A 15,161-nucleotide genomic window follows, 5' to 3' on the forward strand; every position below is an offset into this window, starting at 1 on the left:
GTCTATTGACAATATCTGACCACGCAGATATTGTCGGTTGCGATCTGGAGGACGTCACGATGAATCACTACACGCCCCGCAACTTCATAATCACGAACAGCATTGGCCTGAAACTCGTCAAGGCAAGAAATCTGTTGTCCGCCGAAATGGACGCGGCGCTCAAGGACCTGGATATAACAGGCCCGCAAATGGGCATTCTGCTTTCGATGAAGCAAGGCATCGCGAATACGCCTTTCGAGTTGTCCAAAATGCTGGGAATCGACACGGGCCTGATGACGCGAATGTTGGACAAGCTCGAGTCGAACGGGCTGCTGCAGCGCTCGCGTGACCCGGGCGACCGCCGCGTGGTCAATTTAACGTTGACGGCCGCCGGACAGAAAGTCGCCGAGCGAATGCGGGAAGTCGCACCACATGTGCTGAATGCACGCCTGCGCAATTTTTCGAAGGCCGAGTTCGCTGAGTTCGATCGGCTGCTTCGCAAGTTTCTCGGCGACTGAAGGCGCGTTCGCCTCCGCAGCATCGTCCGCATAGGTGCGTGGGCGGTCCTTCCAGCCAGGTGAAAAGCCTGGAACGCACGCTGGCCGGACCCTCTGCTGTTCATGCCCCATGGCCGCATTTCCGTGCCGTGCCCGCGCGTGAGCGCGCCGACGTTTCTACCACTCTCCTGCCCTGTCATCGCGGCTTCACCGCGAATTCCGACCGCAGTGCTTCCTCGTGCCGCCAGGTTTTCAGCCGAGGGGCACGTATGGTCACGTACCAACCGCAGCTAAGACGCGTCTACGCGCCGCCGCGCGTGCCATTGACGATCCAGAACACGGCCGAGCGCAGTTGACCGTCACAGGCGCGGGGCGACATGGGAAAACGGCGCGCTGATAGTTGCCAGCAGTGCAACACTGTTTTCACGCGAGCCACGGCATAAAGCACGTAAATCCGTTGGCAACTATCTGCAAAGTCAAATATAGTTCGGTCCTGACATCCAGCACCTGGCATGCATGAAAGCGGCTGATTAACCGATCGGCCTTTTTTATCAACTTGTATCTGACTTGTCAGATAAAACCGCGCTCTGAAGGCGCTTCACAGATTAAGGGAGAACGTGACATGAACTCACCCGGCAATACCGGTGCGCCGGTTCCGCTGACGGGCGCGCGGTTCGCCATCGGCACATTTGCCGTGGCGCTCGCCACGTTCATGAACGTGCTCGATTCGTCGATCGCCAATGTCGCGATTCCGACGCTGTCGGGCAACCTCGGTGTGTCGATCGACGAAGGAACGTGGGTCATCACACTTTTTGCGGCAGCTAACGCTGTGTCCATTCCGTTGACTGGGTGGCTTACGCAGCGCATCGGGCAGGTCAAGCTGTTCGTCTGGGCGATCATGTTGTTCGTGCTGTCTTCGGCGGCCTGCGGACTCGCGCCGAACCTGCTGGTACTGCTTGCGGCACGCGTCGTTCAGGGCGCCGTCGCCGGGCCGCTGGTTCCGCTTTCGCAGGCCCTGCTGCTCGCGTCTTTTCCCAAGGACAAGAGTTCAGGCGCGTTGGCGTTGTGGGCAATGACGGCGACAGTCGGCCCAATTGCTGGACCCGCGCTCGGCGGCTGGATTACCGACAGCTATAGCTGGTCGTGGATTTTCTACATCAACGTGCCCGTCGGTCTGTTTGCAGCCGGCGCGATCTGGGCAATCTATCGCGACCGCGAAACGCCCGCCCGCAAGCTCCCGGTCGACAAGGTCGGTCTGATTTCTTTGATCGCCTGGGTCGCCCCGTTGCAGATCATGCTGGACAAGGGCCGCGACCTCGACTGGTTCAATTCCACGACCATCTGGGTACTCACCATCGTTGCCGTGGTCAGCTTCCTGTTCTTCCTCATCTGGGAACTGACCGAAGACAGACCGATTGTGAACCTGCGTCTTTTCACCAAACGCAATTTTTTCGGCGGCACCATTGCCATCTCGGTTGCCTACGCAATCTTCTTCGCCAACCTCGTGATTCTTCCGCAGTGGATTCAGGGCTTCCTCGGATACCCTGCGGTCGACGCCGGACTCGTGACCGCGCCGCTCGGCATTTTCGCCGTGATCCTTGCCCCGGTGATGGGCAAAGTCATGCCGCGCTCCGACATGCGCGTGCTGGCCACGCTCGCATTTCTCGGATTCGCCGGGGTGTTCTTTCTGCGCTCCAATTACACCACTGGTGTCGACGCGTGGACGCTGGTTTTACCGACGCTGCTACAAGGCATTCCTACAGCGCTGTTCTTTACGCCGCTCACCGCGATCATTCTTTCGGGACTTTCTCCTGAGGAGATTCCGGCGGCCGCGGGCCTGTCCAACTTCGCGCGCATTTTTGCCGGCGCCGTGGGTACATCGCTCATGAGCAATGCGTGGAATGACCGCACGATTCTGCATCATGCGCGGCTCGTCGAGCAGACGAGCGTGGACAACCCACGTTTCACCGGTGCGATAGCAAATCTGCAAACGACGCTGCACGCAAGCGTTCCAAAGGCCACTGCCTTTTACGAAAGTTCGCTGAACGCGCAGGCCACGATGTTGGGACTCAACGACATTTTCTGGATTTCGGCAGTGATCTTCGTCGTGATCATTCCCCTCATCTGGATCACCAGGCCGACGAAGAGCGCGGCCGCGGGCGCGGTTGCTGCCGGCGGACATTGAACCTCACGCCGCCTACTTTCCACTATTTATCTGACAGAGCAGAAGATGAAAACGCAGACTTCTAACGCAGGCGTTGCTGCCGCTTCACTGAAGCGCGCAATTTCGGTGGCTGCCATCGGCTTGTTGGCGGCGTGTGCGAACTACGCGGGCATTCACGGCGACCAGCAAATGGTAGAAGCGCAACAGCTTGGCACCGCGCGGAGCCTCCCGCAGGAGCAAGGGCGCTGGCCATCCGCGGACTGGTTCGAACAGTTCGGCGACACACAGCTGAAAGCGCTAGTCGCCGAAGCGCTGCAGAGCAGCCCCACGCTAGACCAGGCTCGCGCGCGGGTGGCGGCGGCGCAAGCCTACAGCGAGACCGCGAAGTCGCGCACGCTGCCGCGCATCGATGCGGACTACACGCTGACACGTCAGCAATACAGCAGCACAGCGCTGGTCCCGCCGCCGTATGCAGGCTCATGGCAGACCGAAAACAAGGGGCTGCTGAGCGCTTCATACGATCTCGACCTGTGGGGCAAGAACCGCGAGGCGCTGCGCGAGGCCGTATCGCAACAGGCGGCCAGCAAAGCAGACGCGGAGGTCGTCAAGCTCACGTTGGAAACCTCGATTGCGCGTACCTACAACGAGCTGGCGAGGCTCTACGCGCTGCGCGACATCGCGCAGCAGGAAGTGGCGCGGCGCGAACAGATCGATCGCATCACCGCGGGCCGCATTGCCACCGGCCTCGATACCGAGGTCGAGCGCAAGACGGCGCAGGCCAACCTTGCCACCAGCCGTGCGAATGTGAGCGCCCTCGACGGCAGCATTCTCACCACGCGCTATCAACTGGCCGCGCTGCTCGGCAAAGGACCGGATCGCGGCCTCGCGATCGCGAAGCCCGCGCTTGGCGCGGGTGACGAGGTGCGTCTGCCGGACAATCTGCCTGCCGACCTGCTGAGCCGGCGGCCCGACATCGTGGCAGCGCGCTGGCGTGTCGACGCGATCGCGCATGGAATCAACGAAGCGAAAGCGGAGTTTTACCCTGACATCAATCTGAGCGCCGCAATCGGCCTCGACGCGTTCGGCTTCGGCCGTTTCCTGACCGCGGCGAGTCGCACGGCGTCTGTCGGGCCGGCGATACATCTGCCTATCTTCGACGCGGGCGCGCTGCGCGCACAGTTGAAGGGCCGTTACGCCGATTTCGACTATGCGGTTGCGACCTACAACCAGACGCTGATCAGCGCGCTGAGCGGCGTCGCTACCCAACTCGCACAGATCCGTTCGAGTGATGCCCAGCTCGGCGACGCGCAGGCGGCTCAACAGGCCGCTCGCGATGCCGACCGGCTGGCGACTGTGCAGTACCAGGCGGGCCTGACCAACCAGCTGACCGTACTCAACGCGGACGTGACTGCGTTCAATGCCGACGAAGCAATCGTCAATCTTCAGATGACGCGCCGTGATCAGCAGATCGAACTGGCGTCCTCGCTGGGCGGCGGCTACGTCGATGACCCGGCGAGCTCTTCGTCCGATGCTGCTGCGAGTCTTCCTGCCCCGCCACAAGCAGATCGCCAACCCAAGACCGACGCCGCGTTGCCGCACCGTGACGCGACCGCAGGCGTTGTCACCGCATCGGCTGAACATTGACTGACACGCGCAACACTTCAGGAGAACTGCAATGAGCGATTCCATCACATCCGGCCGCAAGCTGGACGATCCGAATGACGAACAAGAGAGCAAGGGGCAGGCGTCCGCCACCCCTCCGGCACGCCGCAAGCGTCTGATTGCGCTGCTCGCCGCCGCTGTTGCCATCGCCGGCGTGGCGTATGGCGCCTACTATTTCACCGAGGGCCGCTTTCACCAGGAGACCGACGACGCATACGTCAATGGCAACCTTGTGCAACTGACGCCGCAGGTCACCGGTACGGTGATCGCCGTCAACACGGACGACACGCAGATCGTCAAAGCGGGCGCGCCTGTCGTTGCGCTCGATCCGGCCGACGCAAAGCTCGCGCTCGCCGATGCAGAAGCGCAGTTGGGCCAGACCGTGCGACGCGTGAGCGGGCTCTATGCGAACAACGGCTTCTACGCCGCGAACGTCGCCCAGCGCGAAGCGGACCTTGCCCGCGCCCGCGACGACCTGCGCCGACGTCAAGCGGTCGCCGACACGGGCGCGGTTTCGGCCGAGGACATCGCGCATGCCCGCGACGCGGTCAGCGTCGCGCAGGCCGCACTCGACGCGGCGCGCCAACAGGGCGACGCCAACCAGGCGCTCACCGATCGCACCACCGTCGAGCAGCATCCGGACGTGCAGGCTGCCGCCGCCAAGGTGCGCACCGCGTGGCTTGCGTACGCGCGCGACACCCTGCCCGCGCCGGTAACCGGCTATGTCGCTCAGCGTCAGGTACAGGTTGGCCAGCGCGTGGCTCCCGGCACGCCGCTCATGGCGATCGTGCCGCTCGACGGCGTGTGGGTCGATGCCAATTTCAAGGAAGTGCAGCTCAAGCACATGCGCATCGGTCAGCCCGTCACCCTGACCTCCGATGTCTACGGCAGCAGCATTCGTTACCACGGCCATATCGAAGGATTCTCAGCCGGCACGGGCAGTGCGTTCGCCACGCTGCCCGCGCAGAACGCCACCGGCAACTGGATCAAGATCGTGCAGCGGTTGCCGGTACGCATCGCACTCGATCCCGCCGAGCTGGCCGCGCATCCTCTGCGCATCGGCTTGTCGATGGTGGTCGATGTCGATACCCGCGACGAATCCGGCTCGCAACTCGGCGCCGCGCAAAACACGCGCTATCGGACCGACGTGTTTACCGGCTACGAGGATCAGGCGGATGCCGCAATCGAGCGGATCATCAAACAGAATGCACTGGTTGCGCCCGCAACGACTGCCCGGTCGCAGACGTCCGCGCCACGCGTATCGTCTCGAGAGGCGAAGACACAGGCGGGTTGAGGTCATGGATGAGCGAGCGGCAGCAGAACGTGCCATTCATGCGCTGCGTACATGAGTAGATTCAAACAATTCACTGCGCGCATTCTGTTAGCGACGTATTATTAGGGAAATCCCTAATCGCGTGACGATCATGACCTCGCCTCCTCACACGGACTCCCGCAGTTCCCTGCCCGCTTTCATCGTCGCGCTGGCTTGTGCAGGCGTCGGGGCGGGGCTAGGCGGTGCGGCGCTTGCGCTCCTGCTGCATGGCGTGCAACACATTGCCTATGGCTATTCGACCGCGCACCTGATCGGACCCGAGTCGTTCCTGCAAGGCGTGAGCGCTGCTTCGCCCGAAAGGCGCCTCGCTGTTCTGGCCGCTTGTGGACTGATCGCGGGCGCGGGGTGGGCAGCGTTGTATCGCTTCGGCAAGCCGCTGGTCAGCATACGCAAAGCGGTCGCATCGTCTGATCCCCGTATGCCGGTCGTCAGCACGGTCGCACATGCGCTGCTGCAGATCATCACCGTTGCGCTCGGCTCGCCGCTGGGACGCGAAGTCGCTCCGCGCGAGATCGGCTCGCTCGTGGCAGGCCGTATTGCCGCTCGCGCGGGCCTCTCGGTGGATGATTGCCGCCTGCTAGTGGCGTGCGGCGCAGGCGCGGGCCTTGCCGCTGTCTACAACGTGCCGCTGGGCGGCGCCGTATTCGTGATCGAGGTTCTACTCGGCACGTTCGCACCGCGCGCGATAGTCGCTGCGATTTTCACGTCGGCCATCGCCGCCGTGGTCGCGTGGATCGGACTCGGCAACGAACAACAGTATGTCGTCCCAGCATTTCACAGCAGCATGGCGCTGATTGTGTGGGCCGCGCTGTGCGGTCCCCTGTTCGGACTGGCCGCGCGATGCTTCGTCATGCTCACGTCGAGCGCACGTGCGAACGCGCCGCGCGGATCGCGTCTCATCGTTCTTTCGCTGCTCAATTTCCTGGTGATTGGCGTGCTGGTCGGCCACTTTCCGCAGCTCGCCGGCAACGGCAAAGGCGCGGCTGCGTTGTCGTTCGGCGGCGACGTGAACATCTCGCTCGCGGCCATGTTGCTCGTGCTGAAAGTCAGCATCGAAGCATCGAGCCTGCGTGCCGGCGCGGAAGGCGGCCTGCTCACGCCCGGGCTTACCAATGGCGCGCTACTCGCGGTCGTGCTGGCGGGCGCGTGGAATCATCTGCTGCCCGGCGTGCCGGCGGGCGCGGCTGCAATCATCGGTGCCGGAGCGTTCCTGGCTGCTTCGATGCAGATGCCGCTCACCGCGGTGGTGCTGATCGTCGAGTTCACGCACGCCAATCACGATTTACTGTTCCCATTGATGCTGGCGGTCGGCGGCTCGGTGGCCATGTATCACGGCATTCCGCAACTGCAGGCGCGGCTGCGTGCCGTGGCGTCAACGCCCGAAGCACTGCCATCCGGCCGCGCGTGACGGGCGGCCTACGGTCGTCATGACGTAGAGCATGCAACTGCGCGCGGCTGCATGCACTTGCGCCGGGGTCTGGCTGCACGTCGATTCCCCTACGAATCGCTGCGATAGTGATCTAGGTGTTGCCGCCGAGATAACCGCGCATGCCAAGAGCCGCCGCGTCATGCGCGGCCGGGCTGGCGTATCTGTCGCTCAGACAGGACACATTCAAGACGCGGCCCATTTCAGGTTGTCCCGGAGCACTCCGGACTGCAAAGCGGCAGTCATCTTTATGGGCATGAGCCCGGGCGGCTTTCCAAAAACGGAAAGCGGCTCGCCGCTTTTTCGTATTCAACTGTGCTCGGCGAAGACCCACAATAAGCAAACAGAAACTGCGACTGCACCATTTGCCGGCGCGCATTCGAGCAGGTCGGCAGCGGTCATTGTCGTGGAGCTGCGTGACTGATGGAGCAGACGTCTCCATCAACGACGCTAAACCTTTATCCCATACCAACAGGAGTCCATAATGAAATACAAGACCTTGGGAAATACTGGCTTGCTGGTTTCGCAGTTGTGTCTTGGCACGATGACGTTCGGCGGTGGCAAGGGCGTCTACGAGCATATCGGCAACGTCGACCAGGCCGGCGCGGATGAACTCGTCAAGGCGAGCATCGACGCCGGTATCAATTTCTTCGATACAGCGGATGTCTACTCGGGCGGCGAAAGCGAGGCCACGTTGGGCCAGGCGCTGAAGAACCTCGGGATCGCGCGAAAGGACGTGGTGCTGGCAACCAAGGTGTATAGCCGGATGGGCCCCGGCCGCAACGATGTGGGCGCTTCTCGCGGCCACATCATGGATGCAGTCGAAGCCAGTTTGAAGCGGCTGCAAACCGATCATATCGACCTCTACCAGATCCATGCGACGGACACCGTCACGCCGCTCGAAGAAACGTTGCGTGCGCTGGATGATCTGGTCCACCAAGGCAAGGTCCGCTATATCGGCGTGTCGAACTGGCAGGCTTGGCGGATCGCGACAGCGCTCGGCGCTTCTGCACGACTGAATCTCGCAAGGTTCAACACGTTGCAGGCTTATTACTCCATCGCGGGTCGCGATGTCGAGCGCGAACTCACGCCGCTGCTGGAAGCGGAGAAGCTGGGGCTGCTCGTCTGGAGCCCGCTGGCCGGCGGGCTGCTGTCGGGTAAGTTCAGCCGCGAGAATCAGTCGGCTGAAGGTTCGCGTCGTTCGGGTTTCGATTTTCCGCTCGTGAACAAGGAAAGAGCGTGGGACGTGATCGATGTGATGCGCCCGATCGCCGACGCCCACGGTTGCAGTCCGGCACGGATCGCACTGGCGTGGCTTCTGTCGAGGCCGGTCGTGACGTCGGTGATCGTGGGGGCCAAGCGTCTTAGCCAGCTCGAAGACAACATTGCCGCGGTGGACATCACCCTGTCCGACGAAGAAATTGCCGCGCTCGACAACGTGAGTGCGCTTCCGCCTGAATATCCAGGCTGGATGCTCGAGACCCAGGGCGCCGACCGTCTGGGTCCGGTCGATCTCTGGGCCAGAAAGATGACGGCCGCATCCTGAGCGCGCACCGTCGCCACGGCTTTTCGCCGGGCGATGTGCAAGGAGATGCCCGCGCGGCATCTCCCGCTGCTCTTCTACTCGCGGCTATCGTCACGTATGGACGGACGTCGCGCCGCGATGCTGCTATTCGACCGAGACTGGCATACTGGCAACCCGACCAGGGGCGCATCCGCTTGCTGCCTGCGAAAGGGTGTACGTGAATCGGGTGCACGTGAATCGGGTGCACGTGAATCGGGTGCACGTGAATCTGATTGCCTGTTGAGAGACACATCGATGGACTGGAACGACCTGCGATATTTCCTTTGCGTGGCCAGAACGGGCAGCCTCAGCAAGGCCGCTGGCGATCTGGGCGTGGGTGTTTCGACAGTCAGCCGTCGCATCAGCGAACTGGAGGCGAGCCTGCGCGTCACCCTTTTCACGCGCAGCCCGACTGGCTACAGCTTGACTCGTGAAGGCGAGCGGGTTCTCGAAGGCGCTGAGATGGCCGAGGCCGGTGTATTTGCAGTCGAGCGCAGCGCTTACGGGCTCGCCGAACAACCGTCCGGCACCGTGCGCCTCGCCACCTCCGAAAACATTGCGACCGACCTCGTGATACCAGCGCTCCCGCAATTTCGCGAGCAGTATCCGCTTATTCGCCTGGAGATAGTGACGAGCACCTTGACTGCGGAACTCGACACACAGGAGGCGGACATTGCGCTGAGGATGGTGCGACCGAATCGCGGCAACCTCAAAGTGAGGCGGCTCGGGCGAATGACGTACTCCGTTTATGGCCGCCGCGACTATCTTCAGGCTCATCCGGCTAAGGATGGCGACCCGCTCAAGGGACGATCGTTCATCGCGTGGGACGGCGCGCACGCTCATCTGCCGGCGGCCGTCTGGGCAGCCGAGCGTATAGCCGACAGCGATATTGCGCTGCTGACGTCGAGCTTGCCGACGCAGATCGCGGCTGTCCGTGCAGGACTCGGGCTTGCGATCATTCCCGACTTTCTCGTTGCAAACGACGATCTCGTACAGGTCTTGCCGCCAGCCAGGGTGTTTTCAAACCATGTGTGGCTCGTCGTGCACCCGGATATCAGCAGCTCCGCGAGGGTAAAGGCAGTAAGCGACTTTCTTGCGGAAACCCTCGCGAGCGCTTCGTCCGCTTTGGCGCGGGAATCTATCGACGAGTGAGGCCACGCGGCAACGCTCTTAGGCGTAGCAGAAGTGGCAAGCATGCACGGCCGCGAAGCCGCAAGAGGCGGCGGTAATCTGGTGGTGCACATCGGACTCACTCCGGTCCGACAGCCGGGAACGCTTGCTGAAGTTGCAGTTTTCCCTAATTCAAGCGGTCGCCGTTTGTGTCGTTATACCGAAGACGTCGCGATTTGCGGCAATGACAACCATCCGTTCGGAATCTCAAATGAAAGTCTCTACCCGGTTAGCGCTGCTAGCCATGACAGCGCTTATCGCGTTGCTTGCAGTGGGAGGATACAGCGCCTACAGCATGCGACGCTCCATGCTCGACGCCAAGCAGGCGCAGATCGTCAATCTGTTGAGTATGGCCGAGCACCTCGCGAACTATTACTACGAGCAGGAAGTTGCCGGTGCAATGACGAGGGAGCAGGCGCAGTCCGCGACGAAGACCGCGCTAAGCAATATGAACTATTCCGATCAGAGTTACTTCTGGGCGCGCCTGCCGGACGGGACCTCGCTTGTGCATCGGAAGCGGGAAAACGTCGGCAAGGTTCTGCTCGGCAAGGCGCCGGACGGACGGCCAGACACGGACCTTTATCGCGAGATGCTCGCGAAAGAGCACATTCCTGTGATGATGGTAGTAACGACCCACCCCGGGACCGGCGTGATGACCGGAAAGATGAACGGCATTGTGGAGTTCAAGCCGTGGGGCTGGTGGATCGGTACAGGATTCTTCACGGACGACGTGAGTGCCGGTTTCTTGAACACCATCCTGAAGATCGGTGGCTTGATAGCCCTCGCGGTTGCCCTGATTGGCGTAATGGCGTGGAAGATCATACGCAGCGTCACAGGAGCGCTTGGCGGCGAACCGCAGTTCGCAGCCCGCGTCGTTCAAGGCATTGCAGCTGGCGATCTCAGTTCTCCAGCGGCAGTTAAGGACGGCGACAATCACAGTCTTGTTGCCGCAGTGGAGCAGATGCGTCGTGGTCTGCAAGACATGGTGATCCAGATCCGCACGAGCTCGGAATCCGTTTCATCGGGTGCTGTCCAGATTGCCGCGGGCAATACCGACCTCTCGAGTCGCACCGAGCAACAAGCGGCTTCGCTGCAGCAAACCGCGGCGAGCATGGAGGAACTGACCGCAACGGTTAAGCACAATTCGGAGAACGCCCAGCAGGCGAGTGGTCTGGCTAACAACGCGAATGCCGTGGCCAATGAAGGAAGCGCTATCATGGGTCAGGTCATCCAGACGATGGATGCCATCCAGCAGAGTTCAGGCAAGATCACCGAAATCATCGGGATCATCGAAGGCATCGCATTCCAGACCAACATCCTGGCACTCAACGCAGCGGTGGAAGCAGCGCGCGCGGGCGAACAGGGTCGTGGCTTCGCAGTCGTTGCTAGCGAAGTGCGCAACCTCGCGCAACGCTCATCTACTGCCGCCAGGGAAATCAAGGAGCTCATCGAGACATCTGGCAGCCGGGTCGACGAGGGAAGCGCACTTGTCACGCAGGCGAGAGAGACGATGCAGCGCGTCGGGATTGCGATCCAAAGGGTAACCGACGTGATGGGCGAGATTGCATCCGCTTCCAACGAACAGAGCCGCGGCATCGAGCAGGTGAATCAGGCTATCTCCCAGATGGACGAAGTCACCCAGCAGAACGCGGCCCTGGTTGAAGAAGCCGCAGCAGCAGCGGGTTCAATGAAAGACCAGGCGAAGCAACTGGCCGCGGCCGTCGCGGTGTTCCGCACGGAGCAGACAGAACAAACGTCCGCCGGCTTATTGAGTCACAGATTGGCACATACGTCGTGACCGTCGTTCACTAGTGCAACGCCAGCCATCAACGGCGCAGCGAAGCCCTCAAATGTCACTGCGATAATGGACGCCGGGCCAATTGATCGGGATTGGTCGGCGTTCACAGACACGCTGCCGAAGCCCGCAGCCGGAACGTCTCAGTGCGCGGGTTGGCTCGCGAAAATGCTGACGCCGACCTATCCCGCTCTCATCACAGCGGGATCGATCTCTTTATCCGTCAGACCGAATTTCGCCATGCGAGCGCGATGATCCGGCGAGCCCAGATATAAACGAAGTGCCTGATTTACCGCTCTAAGCAGATCGACGTTCTCCCGGTTGAATGAGAACGCGCCCAGCGGCGGCGTCCGCTGTGTGTCATCTGTATGTCGCTCAAGCGCGACGGCCTCGATCACCGAACTGCCAACCCGGCTCGCGACAATACGATTTCCCAACGCAGTGCTCGCATATGCGTCAATCTCGCCAGAGAGAACGGCCGCAATCGCATCGGCTTGATGCTCAAAGATCGCAATTTGTTTCTCGGATACACCTGACGAGATTGCCGAATCTCGCTGTACCTGTCCGGCAATAATGCCGAGACGCGCATCGTGACGTTCGGCGATCGACGAGTAGCTGGTGAGCGCCTTTGGATTGCCCAGCCTGACCAGGAAACCGTCCTCCATTCCCCACACCGGTTGGCTAAACGCAACTTTACTGGCACGCTCCGGCGTCACAAAGAGAGGAACATTCATGTCCCAGCGACCCGCCGCGACGCCGGGCAGCAATTCGCCGAAGGTGGTCAGGCAATGCTCGATCCGGGTGACACCGATCTGCCGCAGGATCGTGTCGGCGAGTTCGATATCAGCACCGTTCGCGGTGCCATCCGCTTCGGTCCAGCCGAACGGAGGTTCTTCGATGTACGCAATCGTTACCTTCATCACCTGGTCCCGGAAATCGAAAATGCCCGTCAACGGCGGGGCTGACTGCTGACGATTCTACTCACATGCGCGAACGCCGCCTTGTGCCGTCTACCGCTGGGCGCACTGACCGCGGCGGCACTGGAGCGACCGTCGAGCGTGCTCCGTCACTAGCCGTCGGCTCGCGAATCCGGCGAAAAACACCGCTCGCGTCGCCGAATGACAACAGTTCTGCGACGAAAACACCGGCTTTTTACTTTTCGTGCGAGGGAATACCCTAGAATTGCGAATGGTTCTCATTCACGCAGCATGGATCCTCCCTCCTCCAGAAAAGAACGAAAGCACATGCCACACCGCAAGCATCAACAGAAAAACACTCGGCGCACGACGCTTTCGCGAGCCGTCGAAACCTTGTTCGTCGGTCTCGTCGCAGCAACTGCGTTGCAGGCCGCGCAGGCGCAGGCTCAGGCCGAGACGCACGACATCACCACCACGGACGGCACGTCCGCCACGCGAACCACGCGAATTGGGAACACGGAAGCCGGGACCGTTTGCAGCGGCGCTACCGCATCGGAACCCACCGCATTGCCGACCGTCGTCGTGAGCAGCAAGGCCGCGCCGGGCGAGCTGCCTGCGCCCTACGCGGGCGGACAAGTGGCGCGAGGTGGCAGCATCGGCGTGCTCGGAACGTCGAACGTCATGAACCAGCCGTTCGATACCACCAACTACACCGACGAACTGATTCGCGACACACAGGCGCGAACCATCGCGGATGTGGTCGTCAACAACGCCTCCGTGCGCGCGGAGCAAAGCGCGGGCGGCTTTGGCGATGTCTTCCAGATTCGCGGCTTCGACGTGCAGGCGACCGATGTCGCGTTAAACGGCTTGTACGGCATGGTTTCGGCAGCGCGCGTGCCGGTGAACCTGCTGGAGCGCGTGGAAGTGCTCGAAGGTCCGGGCGCGTTGATGTACGGCATGGGACCGGGCGGCAGCGTCGGCGGCGCTATCAACATCGTCACGAAGCGCGCGGACGATACGCCGCTCACGCGCCTCACCGCGCTGTATCAGTCGAAGGGGCAATTCGGTGTCGCAGCCGACATTGGCCGCCGCTTCGGCGATGAAGGTCAATTCGGCATTCGCTTTAACGGGCAGATCAAGGACGGACAAACAGGTATCGCGCACGGCAATCAGCTTCAGGGCGACAGCGCAATCGGGCTCGACTACCGCGGCAAGCAGTTCCGTTGGTCTTTCGACGCATACAACGTCTCGGAGAACACGGACGAGCTACGCTCGCAAATCGGCCTGGGCACCGCCACGGCCATACCTGCGGTGCCATCCGGCTACAACAATCTGTATCCGGGCTCGAAGCTGAAGCTGCGCGATACCGCCGTAACCACGCGCGCCGAGTACGACATCAACCAGTACGTGACGGTGTACGGCGCAGCGGGCGAGCACTATGGCACCTCGCAGCAGACCTTCCCGTATGCGACCGACATGACGTCGGCGGGCACATTCAACGTCTATAACGGCTACTACGATCAGTACACGCGGACGAAAACCGTCGACGCGGGTTTGCGGTTCCACTTCGACACGTTCGGCGTCAAGCACACGCTCGTCACCGGCATCACGAGCCTGAATCAGGAAATCGGCTACTTCTATGCGCTCGGCTCCACTGCGGTGCCGTCGAACCTGTACACACCGTCGGCGCTGCTGCCGGTCGACTCGCCGCGCGGCGACATGCAGCGCAGCAGCCAGACTCGCCTGAACAGCCAGCAGGTGATCGACACGATGTCGTTCTTCAACGACCGTCTGCTCATTACCGGCGGGTTCCGTCGACAGACAATCGGCCAGGACAACTACGACCCGACCACCGGGGCGCGGCAAAGCTCCATCGACCAGCAAGCCATCACCCCACTCGCGGGCATTGTCGTGAAGCCGCTGTCGAACGTCTCCATCTACGGCAACTTCACGTCCGGGCTGTCCAACGGCGGCACCGCGCCGGCCGGCACGGCGAACGCGGGGCAAGCCTTCGCCCCGTACAAGTCCAACCAATATGAAGCGGGCGTCAAAGCGGACTGGGGCCGCGTCATGACGTCGGCGGCGATCTTCCAGATTACGCAGCCAAACGCCGTCACCGATCCGACCACGAACCTGTACGGCTACAACGGCAAGACCCGCGTGCGCGGCCTCGAACTCGCCGCGTACGGACAGGTGTTTCGCAGCCTGCGACTGATGGCGAGCGCAACGTTCTACGATCCTAAGGTATCGGGCACGGCGGGCGGGGCGCAGGACGGCAACACTGCTGGCGGGGTTCCGAAGTTCGCCTTCAACCTGGGCGCGGACTACGATCTGCCGTGGGTGCAGGGCCTGAGCGTGAACGGTCGCATCATCCACACTGGCGCGCAGTATTACGACTCGAGCGACACCTTGCGCCTGCCTTCGTGGACCCGATACGACGTGGGCCTGCGCTACGCCACGCGGATTGCGACGAAGGACGTGGTGCTGCGCGCCAACATCGAGAATCTGTTTGGCAGCCGCTACTGGATTCAACAAGGCACGTATCTGACGAACGCCGCGCCGCGCACGGTGCTGCTGTCGGCCCAATTCGACTTCTGATAATCGCGGGCCGGCGTTCGCGCGGCCCCACTCGCGACCATGAGACCGTCGCTCTG

General features: G+C 62.0%; 11 protein-coding genes. 10 read left to right on the top strand and 1 reads right to left on the bottom strand.

All coding sequences use genetic code 11. From position 1 onward, the window contains the following. The first annotated feature begins 59 nt into the window (after nt 1-59). From JNB89_RS16335 to JNB89_RS16375, 9 genes are all read left to right on the top strand, one after another. Complete coding sequence (locus JNB89_RS16335; protein WP_220362935.1) at nt 60-497, top strand: MarR family winged helix-turn-helix transcriptional regulator; 438 nt, start codon at nt 60-62, stop codon at nt 495-497. 601 nt (nt 498-1,098) lie between these two features. Then, nucleotides 1,099-2,661 (top strand): DHA2 family efflux MFS transporter permease subunit, encoded by a 1,563-nt coding sequence (locus tag JNB89_RS16340; protein ID WP_220362936.1) that lies wholly within the window; start codon nt 1,099-1,101, stop codon nt 2,659-2,661. 45 nt (nt 2,662-2,706) lie between these two features. Beyond that, the gene (locus tag JNB89_RS16345) at nt 2,707-4,284 is read left to right on the top strand and encodes an efflux transporter outer membrane subunit (protein WP_220362937.1); all 1,578 of its coding nucleotides are present in this window, start codon (nt 2,707-2,709) and stop codon (nt 4,282-4,284) included. Nucleotides 4,285-4,315: 31 nt separating this feature from the next. Beyond that, nucleotides 4,316-5,596, top strand: a complete 1,281-nt coding sequence (locus JNB89_RS16350; RefSeq protein ID WP_220362938.1) for an HlyD family efflux transporter periplasmic adaptor subunit — start codon at nt 4,316-4,318, stop codon at nt 5,594-5,596. A 130-nt stretch (nt 5,597-5,726) separates the two neighbouring features. Continuing rightward, nucleotides 5,727-7,043 (top strand): chloride channel protein, encoded by a 1,317-nt coding sequence (locus JNB89_RS16355; RefSeq protein WP_220362939.1) that lies wholly within the window; start codon nt 5,727-5,729, stop codon nt 7,041-7,043. 31 nt (nt 7,044-7,074) lie between these two features. Further along, a complete protein-coding gene (locus JNB89_RS16360) occupies nt 7,075-7,485 on the top strand; it encodes a hypothetical protein (RefSeq protein ID WP_220362940.1) in 411 nt (136 codons plus the stop codon). Between the two features lie 60 nt (nt 7,486-7,545). Next, complete coding sequence (locus JNB89_RS16365) at nt 7,546-8,607, top strand: aldo/keto reductase (RefSeq protein WP_220362941.1); 1,062 nt, start codon at nt 7,546-7,548, stop codon at nt 8,605-8,607. Nucleotides 8,608-8,880: 273 nt separating this feature from the next. Then, a complete protein-coding gene (locus JNB89_RS16370) occupies nt 8,881-9,777 on the top strand; it encodes a LysR family transcriptional regulator (RefSeq protein ID WP_220362942.1) in 897 nt (298 codons plus the stop codon). 229 nt (nt 9,778-10,006) lie between these two features. Then, nucleotides 10,007-11,593, top strand: coding sequence for a methyl-accepting chemotaxis protein (locus JNB89_RS16375; protein WP_220362943.1), 1,587 nt, complete (start codon nt 10,007-10,009; stop codon nt 11,591-11,593). Nucleotides 11,594-11,772: 179 nt separating this feature from the next. On the opposite strand, the gene JNB89_RS16380 is transcribed toward JNB89_RS16375, so the two are convergent. Next, on the bottom strand, nt 11,773-12,510 hold the full coding sequence (locus JNB89_RS16380; RefSeq protein ID WP_220362944.1) for a transporter substrate-binding domain-containing protein: 738 nt from the start codon (nt 12,508-12,510) through the stop codon (nt 11,773-11,775). Nucleotides 12,511-12,834: 324 nt separating this feature from the next. Between JNB89_RS16380 and JNB89_RS16385 the strand changes: the two genes are divergently transcribed. Then, complete coding sequence (locus JNB89_RS16385; RefSeq protein WP_220362945.1) at nt 12,835-15,105, top strand: TonB-dependent receptor; 2,271 nt, start codon at nt 12,835-12,837, stop codon at nt 15,103-15,105. Nucleotides 15,106-15,161: the final 56 nt, after the last annotated feature.

The organism is Paraburkholderia phenoliruptrix (genome assembly GCF_019511605.1).
GTDB classification, from domain to species: domain Bacteria; phylum Pseudomonadota; class Gammaproteobacteria; order Burkholderiales; family Burkholderiaceae; genus Paraburkholderia; species Paraburkholderia phenoliruptrix_A.

What these genes read in the sequence shown, in the direction of transcription:
- JNB89_RS16365 (WP_220362941.1), top strand. Translation starts at nt 7,546, where the DNA reads ATGAAATACAAGACCTTGGGAAATACTGGCTTGCTGGTTTCGCAGTTG.
- JNB89_RS16370 (WP_220362942.1), top strand. Translation starts at nt 8,881, where the DNA reads ATGGACTGGAACGACCTGCGATATTTCCTTTGCGTGGCCAGAACGGGC.
- JNB89_RS16345 (WP_220362937.1), top strand. Translation starts at nt 2,707, where the DNA reads ATGAAAACGCAGACTTCTAACGCAGGCGTTGCTGCCGCTTCACTGAAG.
- JNB89_RS16385 (WP_220362945.1), top strand. Translation starts at nt 12,835, where the DNA reads ATGCCACACCGCAAGCATCAACAGAAAAACACTCGGCGCACGACGCTT.
- JNB89_RS16335 (WP_220362935.1), top strand. Translation starts at nt 60, where the DNA reads ATGAATCACTACACGCCCCGCAACTTCATAATCACGAACAGCATTGGC.
- JNB89_RS16375 (WP_220362943.1), top strand. Translation starts at nt 10,007, where the DNA reads ATGAAAGTCTCTACCCGGTTAGCGCTGCTAGCCATGACAGCGCTTATC.
- JNB89_RS16350 (WP_220362938.1), top strand. Translation starts at nt 4,316, where the DNA reads ATGAGCGATTCCATCACATCCGGCCGCAAGCTGGACGATCCGAATGAC.
- JNB89_RS16340 (WP_220362936.1), top strand. Translation starts at nt 1,099, where the DNA reads ATGAACTCACCCGGCAATACCGGTGCGCCGGTTCCGCTGACGGGCGCG.
- JNB89_RS16380 (WP_220362944.1), bottom strand. Translation starts at nt 12,510, where the DNA reads ATGAAGGTAACGATTGCGTACATCGAAGAACCTCCGTTCGGCTGGACC.
- JNB89_RS16355 (WP_220362939.1), top strand. Translation starts at nt 5,727, where the DNA reads ATGACCTCGCCTCCTCACACGGACTCCCGCAGTTCCCTGCCCGCTTTC.
- JNB89_RS16360 (WP_220362940.1), top strand. Translation starts at nt 7,075, where the DNA reads ATGCAACTGCGCGCGGCTGCATGCACTTGCGCCGGGGTCTGGCTGCAC.